At 41.4% G+C, this 19,677-nt stretch carries 12 protein-coding genes; all 12 read right to left on the bottom strand.

Annotated features, from left to right (window positions below; translation table 11 throughout):
* Positions 1-221: 221 nt before the first annotated feature.
* Positions 222-8,072 carry a pectinesterase family protein gene (locus tag C4S54_RS12370; RefSeq protein WP_103869811.1) on the bottom strand — a complete coding sequence of 2,617 codons (7,851 nt, stop codon included), beginning with the start codon at positions 8,070-8,072 and terminating at the stop codon, positions 222-224.
* A gap of 368 nt (positions 8,073-8,440) precedes the next feature.
* Complete coding sequence (locus tag C4S54_RS12375) at positions 8,441-9,772, bottom strand: carboxylesterase family protein (protein WP_103869812.1); 1,332 nt, start codon at positions 9,770-9,772, stop codon at positions 8,441-8,443.
* Positions 9,769-11,220 carry an MFS transporter gene (locus C4S54_RS12380; protein ID WP_103869813.1) on the bottom strand — a complete coding sequence of 484 codons (1,452 nt, stop codon included), beginning with the start codon at positions 11,218-11,220 and terminating at the stop codon, positions 9,769-9,771. Before C4S54_RS12380 ends, C4S54_RS12375 begins: the two co-directional genes overlap by 4 nt.
* Before the next feature lie 5 nt (positions 11,221-11,225).
* Complete coding sequence (locus C4S54_RS12385) at positions 11,226-12,053, bottom strand: DNA-3-methyladenine glycosylase family protein (RefSeq protein ID WP_242973811.1); 828 nt, start codon at positions 12,051-12,053, stop codon at positions 11,226-11,228.
* An 18-nt stretch (positions 12,054-12,071) separates the two neighbouring features.
* A complete protein-coding gene (locus C4S54_RS12390) occupies positions 12,072-12,518 on the bottom strand; it encodes a restriction endonuclease (RefSeq protein ID WP_022772341.1) in 447 nt (148 codons plus the stop codon).
* The gene (locus C4S54_RS12395; RefSeq protein WP_103869814.1) at positions 12,518-13,606 is read right to left on the bottom strand and encodes a PTS transporter subunit IIC; all 1,089 of its coding nucleotides are present in this window, start codon (positions 13,604-13,606) and stop codon (positions 12,518-12,520) included. Before C4S54_RS12395 ends, C4S54_RS12390 begins: the two co-directional genes overlap by 1 nt.
* Before the next feature lie 119 nt (positions 13,607-13,725).
* Entirely contained in the window at positions 13,726-14,421 is a 696-nt protein-coding gene (locus tag C4S54_RS12400) for a DNA alkylation repair protein (protein ID WP_103869815.1), read from the bottom strand.
* Between the two features lie 63 nt (positions 14,422-14,484).
* Positions 14,485-15,774 (bottom strand): GNAT family N-acetyltransferase, encoded by a 1,290-nt coding sequence (locus C4S54_RS12405; RefSeq protein ID WP_103869816.1) that lies wholly within the window; start codon positions 15,772-15,774, stop codon positions 14,485-14,487.
* 719 nt (positions 15,775-16,493) lie between these two features.
* The gene (locus C4S54_RS12410) at positions 16,494-16,766 is read right to left on the bottom strand and encodes a hypothetical protein (RefSeq protein ID WP_330405666.1); all 273 of its coding nucleotides are present in this window, start codon (positions 16,764-16,766) and stop codon (positions 16,494-16,496) included.
* Between the two features lie 69 nt (positions 16,767-16,835).
* Positions 16,836-17,450 (bottom strand): helix-turn-helix domain-containing protein, encoded by a 615-nt coding sequence (locus tag C4S54_RS12415; protein ID WP_103869817.1) that lies wholly within the window; start codon positions 17,448-17,450, stop codon positions 16,836-16,838.
* A 156-nt stretch (positions 17,451-17,606) separates the two neighbouring features.
* Positions 17,607-19,127 (bottom strand): 23S rRNA (uracil(1939)-C(5))-methyltransferase RlmD, encoded by a 1,521-nt coding sequence (gene rlmD / locus C4S54_RS12420; protein ID WP_103869818.1) that lies wholly within the window; start codon positions 19,125-19,127, stop codon positions 17,607-17,609.
* Between the two features lie 51 nt (positions 19,128-19,178).
* Positions 19,179-19,673, bottom strand: coding sequence for a tRNA (cytidine(34)-2'-O)-methyltransferase (locus C4S54_RS12425; protein ID WP_103869819.1), 495 nt, complete (start codon positions 19,671-19,673; stop codon positions 19,179-19,181).
* Between the last annotated feature and the right edge of the window lie 4 nt (positions 19,674-19,677).

Raw genomic sequence — 19,677 nt, forward strand, 5'->3', positions numbered from 1 at the left:
TAATAATATATAGCTACACTTTTACCCTAAAACTAATGCGAGGTTTCCGCATAATTACTGCGGTTCCTCGCATTTAGACTGTCAAAGATGGGATTATATACGTATTCGCCTTTTTGTGTATATTTATTTCGCTAATTTTAAAAGAAGTTGCCCCCTTTTCGAGGACAACTTCCCACTATTTATCAGTAATGTTCACATGTCAAAAGAGCTTTCTATTTTTATCACTTTATGATGTGAAGGAAAGCAAGTAGTTTAGCCATAAGCCCAGTCTTTACAGCAACTGCTGCGGCCGCTACAACAACTACAGTCGCTCCTCCTGCTGCTACAGGCACAACAGGGATTGGTGTTTTTTCCGAAGGAGTTGCCTGCTCATTTGAAGGCTTCTCCTCAGCACTTTGACCTGCGGTCTGAGAACCATTGTCACCTGAATTATCTGCAGTTGCTGCCGTTTCAGTCTGCTGTTCTTCTTGTGTACTGCCATCTGCCGCTGTGTCTGAGTTTTCTTCTCTTTCAGCGCCGGCAACCTCCTGCTCGTCGTCCCTATTGTCATTTCCAAAGATACGATTCACAAAATTGTTAACCTTGTCAGCAACTTTTTTAACTACATTCTCAATTGCTTTTACTACAGGAACAGGTTCTACCTTCTTGGCAGGAACTGATTCAGAAGTACTTGCTGTATCAGATTCAGAAGAAGATGATTCTTCATCTGTGCTTCCTGATCCCTCACTTGCTGAATCAGAACCTGATGTTGAACCAGATGTATTTCCTTCCGAGCCGCTCTCAGTTGTCTGCTCCTCTTTTGATGAACCTGATGAGCTTGATGATGACTCCTGTGTTGTTCCAGCAGAACCTGATTCCTCGCTTGACGCTGAGGAACCAGCCTCAGAACTTGATGCTGAAGAGCCTGCTTCTGAGCTTGATTCTGAGCTAGCTTCGCTGGAAGGATCATTTTCCTCTGATGAATCATAGTTGTATGAAGCAGCTTCGTAGCTTCCATTTAATGTAGCAATCACGTCGGAATATGTAATACCTGCTTTAGCAAGTGTCTCCATTCCTTTATCAGTAAGCTTTAAGAAATCTCCAAGATCAATTTTTCCGTTTCCACTTCTAATTCTCTCTGCAACTGCAAGAGGATCCGCAGCGTTTGCGTAAGGTGCTTCAAGTGAAACAAACCAGTCGTCTGCTACCGTAAGGCCATCACTATTGGCAGATGCTCCATCGTTCCAGAAGAAATTGAGGGTACCATAAATCTTTGATGTGTCCTGTGTTCCCTTTGGCTTGAGCGTTTCGTTCGTGCTTGTTCCGGTTGTTCTGTATGAAAGCACGCCATCTACATAGAAATCAGTATTAGCTGTGTCATTTGTATAAAGAGCTACATTGCTGCCGCCGTTATTGAATGACATGCTGTTGTAAACCTGAATGTCAGGACCGGAGTTAGAATCAATACCTTTCGCTTTGTTGCCCCATGCAACAGAATTTATGAGCTTGTGTGGGCCTGACATGCTTGAACCGCCCATCTTAAATCCGTTACCGTTACCTTCATTTGTTCCGTCAACGCCATAACCATTTGCAAACGCAACACAGTTCTGGATTGTGACCTGCCCTATGCAACCTGATTCTACCTTGGCAAAAAGATCCCAACCGTCATCGGCATTGTTATAGGAAATACATCCATCAAAAACTATTCCATCTGCAACTGTGAGCTTTGCCGCAAAGCCATCTGCATCTTCGTAACCCGCATCTGCATTACTGAAGGATGTACAGTTAAGGATAAGATCATCACTTGGCCAGTCATCCCATTCATCTGTAGAAAGATATCTGCTTACCTGGATACCTGTATTTCCATTTTCATATGCATGAATATCTTCAAGTGTTATATGACTTCCTGATATCTGGATACCCTTTTGGGAATTACCTGATCTTGTACAGTCAATTCCGCTCACATACCAGTAGTCTCCTGCAAATACAAAACCGGCGCATGCACTGTTAAAATCAAATACTGCTCTGTCATCAGAATCAGCAATCATTCTGATTGGCTTAGATGAAGTTCCATCAATTCCCCTTGCAACTGTAACAGTACTCTTAAGTGAATATGTGCCGCCGGCAAGTCTTATTGTCTGTCCGGGCTGTACATATTTAACTGCTGTATAGATGTCTACTGGAGAATTCTCTGTTCCTTCCCCTGTGCTTGTGCCCTCAGGGGATACATATATCTCTTTTGCATCACTGATAGTCTTGTAATTTACAGTATGCGTAAATGTGCTTGCTTCATATGATGAAAGGAGCTGATACTCATCATTCTCAGGATGGAAAAATTCATCCGGGATAAATTTCACAGCAAAGGTGTTATCGCCCTTATTAAGTGTTGTTTCAACACTCTCAACTGCGTTTGCCTCCACAGTCTTGGCATTTACAAGAATATTTCCTTTTGCATCTGTAATTGTCAGTACGCCGTCCGCGTTACCTGTGTACTGAAGTGTATATTCAGCTGTATTGGAATAAGCAGCTGAAATGATCTTGTAGCTTGGTGTTACATACGTAATAGGTCTTTCTTCTGCCAATTCATCATCTTCAGGATTTACAAGTGTAAGTTCAATATCGCTGAAGGTTGCTGTAGCATTTCTTGATGCAAAGAATCCGGCATAAACATAGTCACTGTCAATATTTTCAAGCGCCTTAGTATCGTAATACTTGTTTGTCGTTGTGTTTCCTTCAGCATCTGTGTAGCTTACAAAGTATCCCGTGTTGTTCTTTTGAATTGTAAGTTTAAATTCTGTTATAGGATTTGCTACTGTTCCACTTACATCATTCGAAGCATTGCCAACGATATTGTATGTACCTGCTCCGCTGCTGCCGCATGATGTCTCAAGTGTTCTCATTGTTGATGAGAATTCTTTTTTCGTAACTTCTGTATCATTAGCTTTCAAGCTCTCCAGATTATCCTGTGTGACACCAATTTTCTGCTGTGATCCAAGTCCAAGTTTCATTGAAATCTTGCTGGCGCTTGTGTCATCTGTCACTTCTCCAGTTGATGCATCGTAGTAATATTCAACCTTTGTAGCACTTGCCATGTAGGAGTTATTCCAGAATACTGAAGAATCTCCATTTACTCCAACAGCGTCTGCTGCCATAAGTCCAAAGCCTTCCTGACCATTTGAAAGCGTCCAGGAATCTATTGTTACCGTTGCTGAAAGAGTAAAGTTCTTACTTGCAGGTATGGTCGCATAATAGAATGCAAGACCGTCTGTAGAAGCAGGAACAAGCTTACCCTTACCGTTCGTTGATGCTACAGTGATCGATCCATCATCATGAACTGTTGCTTTGTTGTAGGAAGTATTAACTCCTGATCCGAAGGCAGCAAAAGTCCACTCCTGCTCACCATCTTCAGTAACCTCAATACTCATTGTGCTTTCAGCAGAAGTCTCTTCGCCTCTTTTTGCTGATAATACAAGCTTGTACTCATGGCCAACTGTAAGCCCCTTGAAGGTATAGTTGTACTCTGTTGAAGTATTTGTTACCACCTCTTCAGGAGTGTATGTTGTCTTTATTTCTGATGATGATTCATTTTCTGTATCAATGGCTAAAAGAGTATACTCAGTAGCCTCTTTTACTGAATAGAATTTTACTGTTACAGTTCCATTCCCCTTATTTACCGCATTTTTAAACTGTGGAGCTGTAAGAGGAAGTGTGAAGTCAAACTGTTCGGACTTAGCGCTTGTCTTTGCCTCTGTTTCCGTGTCGTCATCTCTTGAGAGAGATGCTACGAAATAGTATTTACCACTAATATCAGGGGTAAAAGAAAAATCGAAGGACTCTTTTTCTGCTGAGGACTTCTGAGTTTCTTTTGCAAGCCCACCCTCATCATACATAGTTACTGCAAGACTGTCTCCGCCATCTGTCCCGATAAGTGCATTTACTTTGACGTCAATCTTATTTGCATTACTTTCGTTAAGTGCAACACTCTCGATAACAGGAGCACTCACACTGCTCCAGTCGGCTCTTGTTACTTCTTCCGGCTCGCTGTCAGTTACAACAACCTTATAGATATTATTATTGTTGGTACTGCCTCCCAGGTAGTAAGTCCCTGATTTTTCTAACTTAAGCTTTGAATAATAAGGTGAATTTTTGGTATAGGTTCCGGATGTTATAGCAGCCACAGCTCCGTTTTCATCAATAACAGCCATCTCTCTGTTATCATCTCCACCTTGAACCCACCATATTTCAACCTGTGCTTCATCGCTTGATGTAGTAAACTTAATTGCATTTTTCTCAGTACTTACCTTGCTGCCAAAACTCAATCGCTGCGAAGATGCATATCCATCATCCCAAGTTTTTGCACTTGAATCAACTTTAGATTTTGCGCTGTATACTAATGTAAAGTATTCATCTGTGCCAGCCTTTTCAGTTTCTCCGTCACCCTTGGCTCCGACAACAAAAGCAGTCAAATCCGATGATTCAAATGTGTATTCTGTGGTCGTCGTTTCATCAGATTTTTCGTTTTCATCCGCAACGGGTTCCTCGGCTGTTGTTCCATCAGGGAAAGTAATGGTCATGTCATTACCATTTTCCTCAAACGGATCCCATTCGCCCAAAAATGCTGCTACTGATATTGCTGTTCCATCTGAGCAAACAGCTGTTTCAGGCTGCTGTGCCCAAGTTACACGAGATGCACTGTTATCTTCTCCCGATACTTCATATGTGCCATATTCAACGCATCTTGCAGACTCTCCACTAAGTGACGTGTTCCATCCTTCTGGCTGGATAAGTGATACGTTAGAGTCTGCATCATAAACATACTTGCCATCTGTACCACGGCTCCAGTTTGTTGACCCTACAACTGTATTAAAGAAAACAACCTCTGAAGTGTTTGCCTGCCAAGGTCTTCCAAACTGTCCCGGCTTTGACTTATAGCTTGATGCTGTGTCAACCCCCGGTGTTGTGCTTGTAACTGTACAGTTGTACATAAGGTAGCCACGTGTACTTGCAGATTTCTGCTGAGCTGCAGTTATGTAAGCAACGTCATTTTTGTCTTCACTTGTGTTAAGAACAAGGTCGCACTTCGCGAATACTGCGGTCATGCCGCCAAAGATATAGTCTGTTCCGCCATATACTGCACAATCATAAAATGCTGCTGTTGTTCCAACCGAACCATATAATGTGTCCTGGCGGCCCACAATTCGGCATTTATCAAAATATGCCTCTGTAGCTGATGATGTAAGAGCAAGAGCTGCAGCTCTTTCAACATATGACTTGTTCTGGACAGTTGTATCTCCGACTGACATACCTGCGCGGGCTACAGATCCCTCTTTTGCACCGCTCTGAGGAACGATCACATCCTCTGCGGCCTTTTTTGACATATACTGGTTAAAAGAATTTTCAAAAATAATGTCTTTAGCTTCAAAACCGGAAGCACTTACTACAACAGTTGCATTCCAGTATGTATTTGTTCCTGAACCCGGATTGATTACAGATGCATAACCGTTGGCTTCATTTGTGGCAAGGACATCCGCATCATACTTATAATCATCTCCCATACTGTAGTAAGTATATCCGTGGCCATAGTACCAAGTGATACGAACTGCATTGTCATCAATATCAACACCTGCATTTGTAAGCGTATTTGTGGGATTAGCGCTCGCATTTTTCAGTGTTACATTAGGTACATCTACAACAAGCATTTCCTCATAGTTACCAGGTTCAATGCTAACAATTACTCTCTCATCATTTTCTCTTTCCATGAGGCGGATCGCTTCAAGAGCTTCGCCAATGGAATCATAATCTGCCGCTTCTGATGCTCCAACTAATATTTCTGACTTGTATTCTGTCTGATATACCGTTGCAATTTTGGTAATGTATGATGAACCCAGAACAGTTATATCAAAAGTTCCCTTTTCACCATTGTAGTCGTAGGTAAAAATATCATTCTGACTTGTGGAACCTGTTTTCACATTAACGGATTTCTCTGACTCATTTTCAAAGTAATATGAATACTGATAATTGGCAGTTACCTGTATCTGACACGCCCCTTTTACCGGAACAGATATTGTTCCCTGTCCCGAATAAAGATATACGCCATTATGCGATCTTCCGTTTGTCCATGATAAGCCATTGTAAGTACCTTCTGTTGCATTCGAAAACTTATTTGCAAAAGCTGTATCAGAAAAATCCCACTCTGTAATATCTGAAGAGAATTCTATTTTCTTAGACACATCAGCGCCTTTTACGATCAGATCATTTGTAAGTTTCTGAACAAATGCTCCTGCATTTGATACCTCTACAGTATACTGGCCATCTCTAAGTGCGATATTATCTGGTCCTGTAAATACATAGACATATCCGTCAGCCACATAATCATTTTCTGTATCAAGTCTTGTAAATGTAAATGTCGCTTTTGCCAGGTCATCTAAAGTTGCCCCACTTGGAACAATTGTGACATTGTAGACCGGCTTTGCCTCGAATGCTATCTCGAAATTATCATTTGCCCCGTCTACAGATATCTCTTTTGTCAAAAGATTGTAATCCTCTACCTTGGCATAACTGTCTGTTGCTGTGTCTTCCTTATCAGCCACTTCCACAGAGTATGCCACTTTATCCTGAAGAGTAACTTCATACTCGATAGAAGCATCTGCAACATTCATGACAATTTGGGGAACATATACAGAAGATTCATCAGAAGGCTTAAAAGTGAATTCTGCAGCTTTAACAAATTCTTCTATATCATCCTCTGAAATACCGGTGATCTTACCCTTGTAATTAACAAGGTCTACACCTGAAGTAGTAATGTCATGGGTCATATCTTCATCTTCAACTTCCACGACTGCTCCACTTTCTATGACATAGGCATCTGCTCCGTTTAAGCTGACATCATATGTATAGCCTTCTGCAAGCGATATGCTATAGCTTCCATCAACTATCTCAGCAGATGTTACTCTACCGTTTGACTGATTTTCAAATAAGAGGCTTACTCCCTCTGCATTTTCCAATCCGCTAACAGTTCCTGAAACAGTGTGATATGTGGCCTGAGTTCTTATAATTCTTGCCACTACTAATTTTTCATTAGAACAATACAATTTGTATGTGGCATCCTCTTTCGCATAGAAGGTAAGAGGCTCTACGCCATTTTTACCACTGTAATCTGCAGTCTGAACATCACTTGCGTCACTCATGTTAACAAAATAATACAGTGCCGCATTACCATTTGAACCGGCATAAAAAGTTACCTGCTCATCAGCCTCCATATCAATGGATAAATAAACCGAATCTGTAGAGCCAGAATTCGAATAAATATATCCTGTATAAGTATTTCCGTCGGCGTCATTTTTAGACTTTTTATCCCACCTCGTAATATCTGTATTAGTTGTCCTGATCCTGTGGGCCTTTCCTGATCCTTCAAATTTAAGGTCGTCAGTTTCAAAACTTGAAACAGTTGCGCCTTCTGATCCCACACTTATTGAAGAATCATAAAATCCATTAATAATATCTACTGTCAGCTTGTTATTAACACCCTCAAGCTGTTCTGCTCCAAAATCCCAGACATCAACAGTATAGTCGCCTGAAGTCTCTTCCTCTTCTGTCGGTATAAATGTTGCTCCTGTAACTGCCTCTACTGAAGAAGCACTGCTTGCCGCAGAGCCCTCAACTGAAGATGCGCTGGTTGATGCAGCTCCTTCTGATGATGCTTCACTTGCAGCTGAAGAACTTGCGGATGCTGCTCCTGAAGACGCATTTCCGCTTGCAGCCGCTCCAAGTAAGGTCGCTCCTGCTGTTGCTGCAGTCAAAGAAGTTGCCACTTCAGTTCCAGCCAAAGTTGTTGCTGCATCCTCTGTTTTAACTGTTACTGTTTCTTCTTTTTCCTCATCAACACTTGATACTTCAGATGATGCATCAGAACTTCCATCAGTGCTACCTTCTTCGGAAATCTCACTTGTAGATTCTGATGAATTGTCAGTTGTTTCTGCATAGACAACAGTCTGCGGCATTACCATGGTGACATTTGCCATCACGATCGCAGCAGACATAAGTACAGCCCCAACCTTAGTCCATGCTTTTTTGCATAGTCCTTTTCTTCTCATTGCTCTCCTCCCAATTTATGTGTCTCCCACAAAACACGAATCTTAACACCCCTATAAAAATGCAAGTTTATACTTTCTTAATAATGTAAACGCTTACATTTTTATAATTCGTGCTACCATCATAACATAGAAATAATGACGAAAACAATATCTTAAAACTGGTTTTCATTGTGATATTGCACTAATTAATCAACAAACTTACAGAATAAAAACTGTGCATTTTTAATAATTTGCGGTAGACAATATATTTTTTGCATCCAACAACATGTAAAATTGCATTGTTAGCGCTTTCAGAGAACCCTACTAAAAAACGCCTGACCACCATAAGGCAATCAGACGTTTAATACTATATTCAAAAGTACTCGTATTTATTTGGGATCTCCCCTAAAGGTATTTCGAATCAGCAAAACAGGATTTGCCCGCTTCATTCGAAAGCCACCCTCAGAGATGTACAAAGGCTTTCCGCCTTTTTTCCAAATCGGTCTCCCCTCTCCGTTGGGATTACCGGTTCTTACAAATGCTGCCACGTAATCCATAATCAGTTCTGATGCAGCCTTATCCTTCTCGCCATAAGGTCGGAAGCTCTTATCCAAAGTACCAAAGAAATACCTCAGATCCGAAGAATGAAAGGCACCGTTATCATCTCCCGGCGCATCAATATCAAAGAAATAGCGATATCCTCTATTGCTCTTTATAAATTTCCAAGCCATGTGGTAAAGGACCACATTGAACATATCGTTGGATGTGGTACCTGCCATATAGTCAATGCGCAAAGGATGCTTCACCAGCTGCGCCGTATCTTTTTCCAGAAGATAACCATCCACAACCGGTTGTGTGTTTACCAGATTGTCATTTCGCTCAGTTTTGATAACTTCAACGGCTGCCATCACTTCTTTTTCATCCAAGTGCCGGAATTCTTCTAAAGTCTTTACCCCGGCTATTTTCATTACTTCTTTCCAATATTCTCTGGTTTCAGTAGCAGGCTTTGGCCTAGCTTTCTTAGGAAAAAGACCTCCACCAGAGAGCATGATAGCACGCTTAAAGAGACCTTCTGCTTTTTGAGAAAGACAGAGGTATTGCAGAGAAATCGCTCCAGCGCTTTGTCCCATAGCCGTGATATTTTCAGCATCGCCGCCAAAGGACGCGATATGTCTTTTTACCCATTTAATGGCAACTAAAATATCGTCCAGTCCAAAGTTTCCGTCGCGGCCATTCTTTTCCTGTATTTCCTCATGAGTCAGATATCCAAAGGCTCCCACCCTGTAGTTTATGCACACAAGTATGATTCCACGCTTCGCATAACCAGCGCCATCAAGATAGCCCTCGGAATTGGCCATGGAATTAAAGCCTCCGCCGTGAATAAAAACCATAACCGGTGCGTTTTGAACACCCTTTGGTGCATAGATATTTAGATTAAGGCAGTCCTCACTATAGGTAAAGTTCAGCCCCTCTCTAAACTCCCGGTGATAAAAAAGTCTCTCCGGAACATCAAGATGCGGAAAGTAGGTCCTGTACTGAGTACATGCATCTCCGAAGTGCGTGGCATCATATGTCCCCTCCCATTTTTCTACAGGAACAGCATAGGAAAAACGCTCTGCCTTTGCATAGCGAATCCCAAGAAAGGCCAGGTCGTCTTCTCTCTCCAAGCCTCTAATTCTTCCCAGTTCTGTTTCTTTTTCAATAAACTTATTATCACTCATAAATTCTCAACTCCAAAGTATGCTTCCTTTTTTGCCTGAAGTTCTGTCACTTTCTCCTTTGAAAGCGGATACCAGACAATCAGGAAAAGAGCCATCAGGGCAAACATCACTGCAGGAATCAGGGTTGCCAGTACATACATTAAAGACAGCTGCGTTCCGGTAAATTTGAATTCCAGCGTACTTGCGGTGTCATAATATCCCATTGCCAAAAGAGCTGCATTTACCGCAATGGCTGAGATTACCTGCCCCAGTTTTCTGAAGAAATTAAGGAATGCATAAGCGGTTCCGTTGTCCTTGCTGCCGGTAGTGACTTCAATCTCATCAATGGCATCGCCTGCCATAGCCCAAAGCTGCAAAACAAAAAGGTTCAAACCAAATCCGGAGACAAAGCAGAGAAGCATAAATGGCATCAGTGCCGCTGCCGAATCCAGGAATTTCAGGAAAAACATCAAAAAGTTCGCTGCTGCCGCAATAATCATACCTACGGAAGTAATCTCTTTTTTGCCATACTTTCTGGCGAGCTTTGGAGTAAATGCCATCAGTATAGCCATTGGAATATAGGTAAGGATAGTCGGAAGTGATACAAAAATACCGCCCTTTCCAAAATAGTAGCGGATAAGATACACATAGTAGCTTTGAGTAAACATCTGCCCTGCCAAAAGAAGCATAGCTACCACTGAAATAGATAACATGGACTTGTTTCCAAAGATAAGCTTTAAAGCTTTGCCTGCTGCGCCCTTTTCATGGTGCTTTGGCTCCGCCTTCACTCTCTCTTTTGTACCAATGAATGCAAATAGAAGCGCTATCATAGATAAAAGAGCCATGACAATAACGCCGGTTAAAAGAACATCATATTTTACGATGGATTGACCTGTTGTTTTATCAGTGCTAAAGCAAAGCATTGAAAGCACCATGACAGGCATAGAACCAAAAGCCGCACCAACAGCACGAAATACTGACAGTTTGGACCTTTCTTTGTCATCCAAAGTGATAACACTTGCAAGGGAGCCGTAAGGAATCTGCAGCATGGTATAGATCATTCCCCATGCAACATAGGTCACTGTCGCATAAATATAGGCAGGCAGATTGTCTCCCGGCGTACCAAAGCCCGGGAATTTACAAAACAACAGAATAGATGCTATAGCAAGCGGTATTGCCACGCGAAGAAACCACACACGATATCGACCATGCTTTGAGACCTTCGCTGTATCACAGATGCGCCCCATAATTGGGTCATTCACCGCGTCCCAGACTCTTGTCAGCACAAACATGATCATGATAAAGAACGGACTTAAGATAAGTACATCCGTATAGTAAGTCTGCAGGATGGAAGTCACCAGCCCAAACACCAGGCATCCACCCGCATCCCCCAATGCATAGCAGATATACTCTGCGGTCCTAAGGCCACTGGCCCTTTGGATCACACTTTTTTCTTCATTTTTCCCCATAGAAATTACCCTCCTGTTCTTGAATAGAAAAACAAATACTGCTGCATAACCCCATTAAAAGGAGCATAGCTTTCAAAAGAAAAGCCTTTTTGATAATGTGCATCAAGAACTTTTTTTATCCACACATCTATCGGGAATGCATCAAGCCTGTGATAGCCAAAAAGAATCTCACAATTTGCAACCTTAACCCCAACACCTAATAATTTAAGGAGATTCTCCATCAACTCTTCATCAGAAAGTTTTCCCCATCTATCAAGATCCACAGCGCCGCTTGCCACATCAAGTGCCGCCTGATGAACATACTTATCTCTATATCCAAGGCTACAGGATGATAGCTGCTCCATTGATAAAGCTGCTATTTTTTCAGGAGTGGGAAAAGAATATATTTTCCCAAACTCTTCTCCCTCATCAATTTCATTCCCCGCAAGAGCGCAGAGTTTTTCAATTGAGGCTTTGATAGCAGGAATATTTTTTCTCTGGGATATGATAAAAGAAATAAGCATTTCCCACGAATCCTGCCTCAAAATTCTTATTCCTTTGCCGTATTCTGAAGCATTATAAAGATATTCATCTTTGGTTTTATCAATCCTTGCACGAATATCGCTATAGCTGATGTCCATATCAAAATAGTTTTTCCAAAAGGAGTCATATTCTTTTTGGTCACAGCTAAATTCGTACCTGTTTCCGTCAAGTTTTTTAACCAGCACATGTTTGTCTAATGCTGCAACGCTGTAGTGCTCCTGCGACTCTTCTCCGCACTTGTTAAACCTGAAGCACTGTCCGCTGTCAGCTATTTTCCCAAGATCAAAATCATCTTTAATTTCTATTATCACTTTTTGCTCCTGTTTTTCTCATTTCTTTTCCATGTTATCCACATAGCCCCTGTCCCAAAGCATGATGTTGAGCTTTGTAGCCAGCTCCACAGCAGGCTGTGTGAAGTACTGGTTGGTCATGACAACACCAACCATCCTGCCATAGTAGTCACGCCCCGCGTATATCTCCTGGATAGCCTTGACTCCAATTGGCTTATCGTAGCATTTACACTGAAAAGCATATGTCACGCCATCTTTTTCAGCAAGGATATCAGCGCCAAAGTCGCCGCTCCCCTTGGTCACTTCAACTTCGAGAAAGCCATTGTCTTTTAACAGATCCGCGCAATAATACTCGAAGTCATGCCCCTCCATTTCATCCATAGGAAGCGGGCGCATTTTATGTCTTTTAATTAGATAAAGTATAAGGACAGCAAGTAAAACCACCGCTGCCCCTATAACTGCATAAATTATATTATCTCTAAACATTAAAGTTTCATATCTCCGTCTGTTACCCAGCCAAGTTTTTTAACACCTGCATTTATTATAAGTGAAAAAACAGCCGGAAGCACTATGGAAATCATTAAAAGTCCAAACCAGTCAAATCCTGTGATAGCTGCCTTGGCGCCATTTGCCACATCGCCGACCCATCCTGTATAAACTCCGATAGGTCCTACCATTCCGCAGGTTCCCATTCCTGATGAAACCGGAGCTCCATTCATCTGCAATCTGAAAAGACATGTAGCAATAGGGCCTGTTATGGCTGATGCAAGTGTTGGAGCGATCCAGATCCTAGGATTTTTAATGATGTTTCCCATCTGAAGCATGGATGTTCCGATTCCCTGTGAGATAAGTCCGCCCCACTTATTTTCTTTAAAAGAAATAACTGCAAAGCCGATCATCTGGGCACAGCATCCTGCTACAGCTGCTCCGCCTGCAAGTCCTGTAAGACCAAAGGCTGCGCAGATTGCTGCTGAAGAAATAGGAAGTGTAAGAGCCACACCAACAAGAACGGAAACCAAAATTCCCATAAGGAATGGCTGAAGCTCAGTTGCCCACATAATGAGGTTTCCTATCCACATAGCTGCTCTTCCAAGAGGCGGTGCAATGAGCCATGAGAAAAATACTCCAACACCTATAGTTACAAGAGGTGTGACAAGAATATCAATCTTTGTCTCCTTGGAAACTGCTTTACCAAATTCTGCTGCAAGTATTGCAACGAACAATACAGCCAAAGGGCCACCTGCTCCGCCCAAAGCGTTCGCAGCAAAGCCAACTGTTATCATTGAAAAAAGAACCAGTGGCGGGCACTTAAGAGCATATCCTATAGCTGCTGCCATTGCAGGTCCGCTCATCGCTGTAGCCAGACCGCCAACTGTATATTCTGTACCGGCAATCGTTGCCACTGTTTTCATCAAAAAAGGAACATGGAACTGAGTCCCGATTGTGTTGATGATAGTTCCGATAAGAAGTGAACAGAATAATCCCTGCGCCATTGCTCCCAGCGCATCAATACCATAGCGCTTCAAGGAAATCTCAATATCTTTCCTCTTCAAAAACTCTTTAAACTTTTCCATACCATTCTCCCTGTTATAGTTTTGTCTTATAGCATCCCCACGATTATACTATAACACTTTAGAGAATTGAACTAAAAAAGTGACAACAGACAGTATTTTCCGCAAATGCAAGTATATTTTTACTTTTGTGTCTTTATTTTCAGACCGCGCAAATACTCTTTTGCTTCATCCGTAATCCTATAGCTCTCAATTGCCTTCTGAATTGTCTTGTTATGGGTCCATACATCAAGCCTGTGATCTTGGATATACAAAATTGCTGACTCATACTGCTTGGCAAGAGCTGTAGCAAAATACCAGGCTATCATCATGTTGATGTAGTACTCATCTGATCTGATCTTTGACACTTCTTTAAGGTATTTTTCATCAAAGTCCTCGTCCAGAAAATGCTGCATCAGCATGCCAATAGCAAACCTGATTGTGTAGGTTTTATCTGACTTAAGCCACTTTGGTATTTCTTTTAGCAAATCCTCTTTATGCTTCTTGAAAACCTTTGGTGACATCTGGTCGCACGTAGCCCAGTTATCCACAAATGGAAGGAAATCATTCAGCTCTTTTACACATTTATCATAGTCTTTTATCTCAGATATGATAAAAGCCTGAAGCTGATTCTCATCGAAATACTTATGGGGAAGGTCACTTAGGAATTCATCAATACCTTCCTTTTTCGCCAGCTCTTTGGCATATTTTCTAAGATCCGGCGTCCTCACCCCGATGAACATTTCTTTTTCTGCAGTCGGTATGAGCCCACTCTGAAAATCCCTATATTTTTTATCCTGTAATTCAAAAAGCCTTGTTCTTATTTCTTCAATCATCATAATATCTCTTTCTCCATAATGTTTTGCTCCTTGGTTTTCATTCAAAAAATATTCTACATTTCTTCAAGGCTTTTTACATATATACAAAAGGTGATTTGTATTCCCAAGCAATTCCCTTTTTTCAGAGTATGACATATACCAATCTGAAAGTCTCTTAAAGTCATCGTCGGAGATTGCAAAATCTGCCCTATGCTCAATTGGCTCAATAAGTCCATCTACACCTGTCGTTGTAATATACGTTACGTTTTTGTCCTTAAACAGATTCTCAAATTCTAAAATATCATAACCGGTAAAGAGTTGTTCCTTAAAATGTCTAACCTTATTATCAACTGTAAAGTTCTCTTCTTGTCCCTTAGACCAATTTCCATAAAAGTAATTTGAATACATAATTGCATATACCGATATAAATGCAAACATTATCACTCCACCTGGTCTTGTTACTCTGATAGCTTCATCAATTGCCTTATTAACTTCTTTGCTCTCGTACAAGTGATACAGTGGTCCAAATACAAGTGTAACATCAAAGCTATTATCTTCAAACATGTTAAGATTTGTGGCATCTGCCTTGAGTGACCTTATATTACTGATACTCTTGCTTTTCTCCTTTAGAATCTCCAAATTCTTATCAACAAGTTCAACGGCAGTTACATTCATTCCTTCTTTTGCGAGAGCTATAGAATACCTTCCTGTTCCTGCTCCGATTTCCAAAATCTTTGAATTTTTAGCACAAAATCTGTGGATATAATTCATCGTCGTAGTATATTCAAGTCGCCCATGCACTGTTCTTTCTAGGCGACCATCCTCTTCATATTGAGAGAAAAATTTGTTGATAATTTCTTCCCTTGAAGAGCCTTCCTCAATCTCATTTATCCGTGTAAAATACTCTGTTGCATTTTCATGATGAATATATGCTCCATTTTTTATCTGCACACGGAGGCTTGCAGGATTATCTTTATTAACAGACATATATACTTCATGAATGCACATCTGCCTTGCCTTCGTAAGGGTAAGCTCAAGTCCTTTTGTTGCATATCCCTTTCCACGATATTTTTTCGAAATACAATAGCCAATATGACCAGGTCCTTCTCTCAAAAAATCATTCAAACAATGTCTTAAATTAAAAACACCGACATAAACACCTTCATCAACAAGCACATATGTGGTATCAGGAACAAATCCTTCAGGAAGATTTTTCCCCATTGACCAATTTCTCTTTTTTTCAATCCACTCAAGAAATTGTTCATAGCTATAACCGTATACATTATTCATGTACCCGTTTTCATTTTCAGGAAAGGACATATAAAGTTCATATGTTTTTCGATAATCAGAATCCTGTACTCTTACTAGTTCCATAACAAATCCTCCATTTATTTTTTTATATAAAGAAAGCCTCATCAAACTACTATTGTCTGATGAGGCTTCACTATATCTTATATACAGAAATAATATTAGTAAAAATATTGTTTTTCCTCATCATTCATAACACCAAAAGTCCCCTGATTAGTATTCACGGGATTAGTATTTGGTGTATTAGAATTATTGAGAAATGTATATTTCATATCTTTTCTGCTTTCTTCAATTTTTTATGAGTATAATCATGTAACGCCGTCATGTCAACTCAAAATCCTCGCATCATAGAATAATCAGCAAGATTTTCATTTTTTTCAACAACATGTTCCCGGACCATCATCATGTTGAACATAAATAACCTCAACGCTATTCTTCCTTGCGGCATCAATGATACTTGTAACATTCTTTAATAATCCAGCAAAATCATATAATCTTTCGACATGTGTTCTAATGTACAAACCAAAGTAACAAAGAAAAAGAACGAGCAACCCGCACACTGTAACATGATCCGCGGTAAAAACCCGTTCCCAAAGAATTCTTTCTTATGCAGCAGCATCAATCAGGATCTTGACATTATCCGCTGTGAAAACATAAAAACATTTGGATGGGCGGCGTATCCATCATATCAGATTCCACTTAGGGAGCGCAGGGTGCCTTTCCTGCTCGTCAAATGTTCTTATATCCGGAGTATAGCATCAGATATTTCGCGTAGTCAAGTGGTTTTAACGAGCCTTCTTTGCCACTATAAGGTATCTGTGAATAGTACCTTCTACAAAACCATTCTTGTCAATTACTTCCTGTATTTCAAGTAATTTGTCAAAGCATTTTTCAACAGAGAAACCCGGAAATTCCCATTCAATAATATGCGCGAACCATACAAATGCCCCAACATCGTAGAACCTGATTGGTTTAAATACTTCTTCAGCTCTTATTATCTCAAAGCCTGCTTCTTCAAACTTCTTTCTCTGAATTGATAATTCAAGTTCCGGGATCAAAATCGAAATCGAAGCATAAAAAGGCTCCTTGCCACTGAACCTAATCAGTAGCGAGGAGCCTTGGTCTGCTTACTCTTCTTTTGTAAGAACTTTTCTCTGCCAGCTTCTTTTTCCACACTCCGGGCATTTCATATACCTTGTCCGTCCCATGTGCATAGCAAGATTTGTCTGCCAGTATGTAGGTACATATCTGTGGTGGCAATTCTGGCATTCATAGTATCCGGCCTTTTGCTCAATGCCCACAGCGATAAAAGCGACCGTAAAAATCATTATGAGAGCAAACACGATAAGTGCAATTCGCAGCCAGACTGGCATCTCTATAAATGAAGCCACAAACACCATGACCAGTCCGGAAATGACGGCAGGAAACGCGATCCAGTATTCCGTCTTAAGCATCTGTCTGTTCTTTTCCTCAACCTCTCGCCTCATTGCCAGCAGGTTTTCTTCTGCCCGTTTGTCATATGCTTCTGCCATAATTCTTTCGCCCGACAGGAGTTCGTTGACGTTAATTTTCAGAAGTTCACACAGCTCCAACATAATCCCGGAATCTGGCATAGACTTTCCAGTCTCCCATTTTGATATCGCCCGGTCACTGATTCCGAGCTTCTCGGCAAGGACTGCCTGAGTCATGCCCTGTTCCTTTCTGCAGGATGCTATGAATTTTCCAATTTTGATTTGATCCATATCGGGCACCTCCTTTCATGACTCAAGCATAGCCGGTATCATCATATTTTTACACGAACCGTAGGTTGATTTCCTGCAACTCTACCGCTGGTTGAGTGCAGAAAAGCTCATTTTACTTTAACTTCGCATATAGAAACAAATGTTTCCTCGATGGCTTTAATGGCCCACTAACCCCGTCCCCAAGTGGTCCCTATTCAGTGCAACGACAGTTTCAACATGACCGGACCAGCTAAACATATCGCAGGCACGGATCTTATTGAGTGCATAGCCTCCATCAGCGAGGATACGCAAGTCTCTGGCGAGGGTTGCTGAATCACAGCTGACATATACAATGCGGTCAGGACTCATCTTGAGCATCGTCTCAAGGCACTTCTCATCACAGCCCTTGCGAGGCGGATCTACGACTATCACATCAGGATGGATAGCTTTCACATTGTCTTCTTCGCCACTCATACCTGATTCCGCGATTGTTCCTTCACTCTTGGCTTCCTTACTTAGCCTCTCATAGAACTCCGGAAGAACTTCCTCTGCCTTTCCGCAGAAAAACTCCGCGTTATCAAGGCCGTTTCTCTTAGCATTTCGCTTGGCATCTTCAATTGCATCAGGAATGATCTCTACGCCGTAGACTTTCCCTGCAGTCTTCGCCATAGCCAGAGATATTGTTCCGATACCGCAATAAAGATCCCAGACCGTCTCATTCCCTGTTAAGCCGGCATATGTAATTGCCTGTTCGTAGAGTCTCTGGGCCTGCTTGGGATTAACCTGGTAAAAAGAAAGAGGTGAAATCTCAAATTCTAGTCCACATAAAGTATCTGAAATCGTATCTTTTCCCCAGATAGTATGGATCTCTGTTCCCATGATAACGTTGGTCTTATCAGTGTTTATGCTGACAGAAATGCTGGTCATACCGTTAATATTCTGGAGTTTCTTAACAAGCTCATTCTGAGCCGCTATAAATTCATTGCTATTTCCAACAGCTTTTCCTCTATAGTTAATAACAAGGCACACCATGATCTGTCCACTTGTAAAGCCCTTCCTTATGAGAACGTGCCTTACAAGCCCCTTGCCTGCCGCCTCATCGTAAGCTGCAATTCCATGTTTTTCCATGTGTGCAAGCACAACATTAAGGATCTCTTTATTTTCCTCAACTCCGATAAAACAGTCATCCACTGGAATAATACTGTGAGTTCTTCCTGCATAATAGCCTGCAACAGGCTTTCCATTCTTGCCGGTGCCAATTGGGTACTGGGCCTTGTTCCTGTATCTCCAGGGCTCTTCCATACCGATTATTGGCTCCATGATGCTATCGATAAAAGACTCGTCAAATCCGCCTAAGCGAACAATATTGTTCCTTACTTTATTCTGTTTAAACTCAAGCTGCCTCTCATAGGTCATGTTCTGAAGCTGGCATCCGCCGCACTGTCTCGCAATAGGACATCTTGCTTCCTGTCTGTGAACAGATGGCTCCAAAACCTTTTCCAAATGGGCATAGGCATAGTTCTTTTTTGCCTTCATTATCTTGGCACTTACCTTGTCACCTATTACCGCATCTTTAATAAAGAGGGTATAGCCGTCAACCTTGCCTATGCCCTCTCCGTCATTTCCTATGTCAGTTATTTCTACTGTGAGCAGATCATCTTTTTGATATTTGCAAACTGTCTTTATTTTCTTACCCATACAATTTCCAATCTATTACAAAAAACTCTCGCTATTATAGACTCCCTGTCATCACTCTTTCCAATGAAGCCTGTGAAGTTCGCCTTCTCTCTCAAGTCCTTTAAACTCGTTCTGCCTGAGAGCTTCATATAAAACTATCGCTACTGAATTAGACAGGTTTAAAGACCTAATATCCTCTCCCATAGGGATTCGAATGCAGGTTTCTTCGTTGTCCACCAGTATTTCCTCAGGGATTCCGGCGCTTTCCTTGCCGAACATTATAAAGTCATCCATACCAAAAGAAACATCGGTATAAGAGTGTTTCGCCTTTGTCGTGGCATACCAGATCTTTGCCCCCGGATGCTTTGCCTTGAAATCTTCGTAGTCAATATATTTAGTGACGTCAAGCTTGGGCCAGTAGTCCATTCCTGCTCTTTTAAGGGCCTTTTCATTGATACTAAAGCCAAGTGGCTCAATAAGATGAAGACTTGTGTTTGTTGCAACACAGGTTCTTCCGATATTTCCGGTATTCTGTGGTATCTCCGGCTGATGTAAAACTATATGCATTTAA

The organism is Butyrivibrio sp. Su6, assembly GCF_900108105.1.
Lineage (GTDB): Bacteria > Bacillota > Clostridia > Lachnospirales > Lachnospiraceae > Butyrivibrio.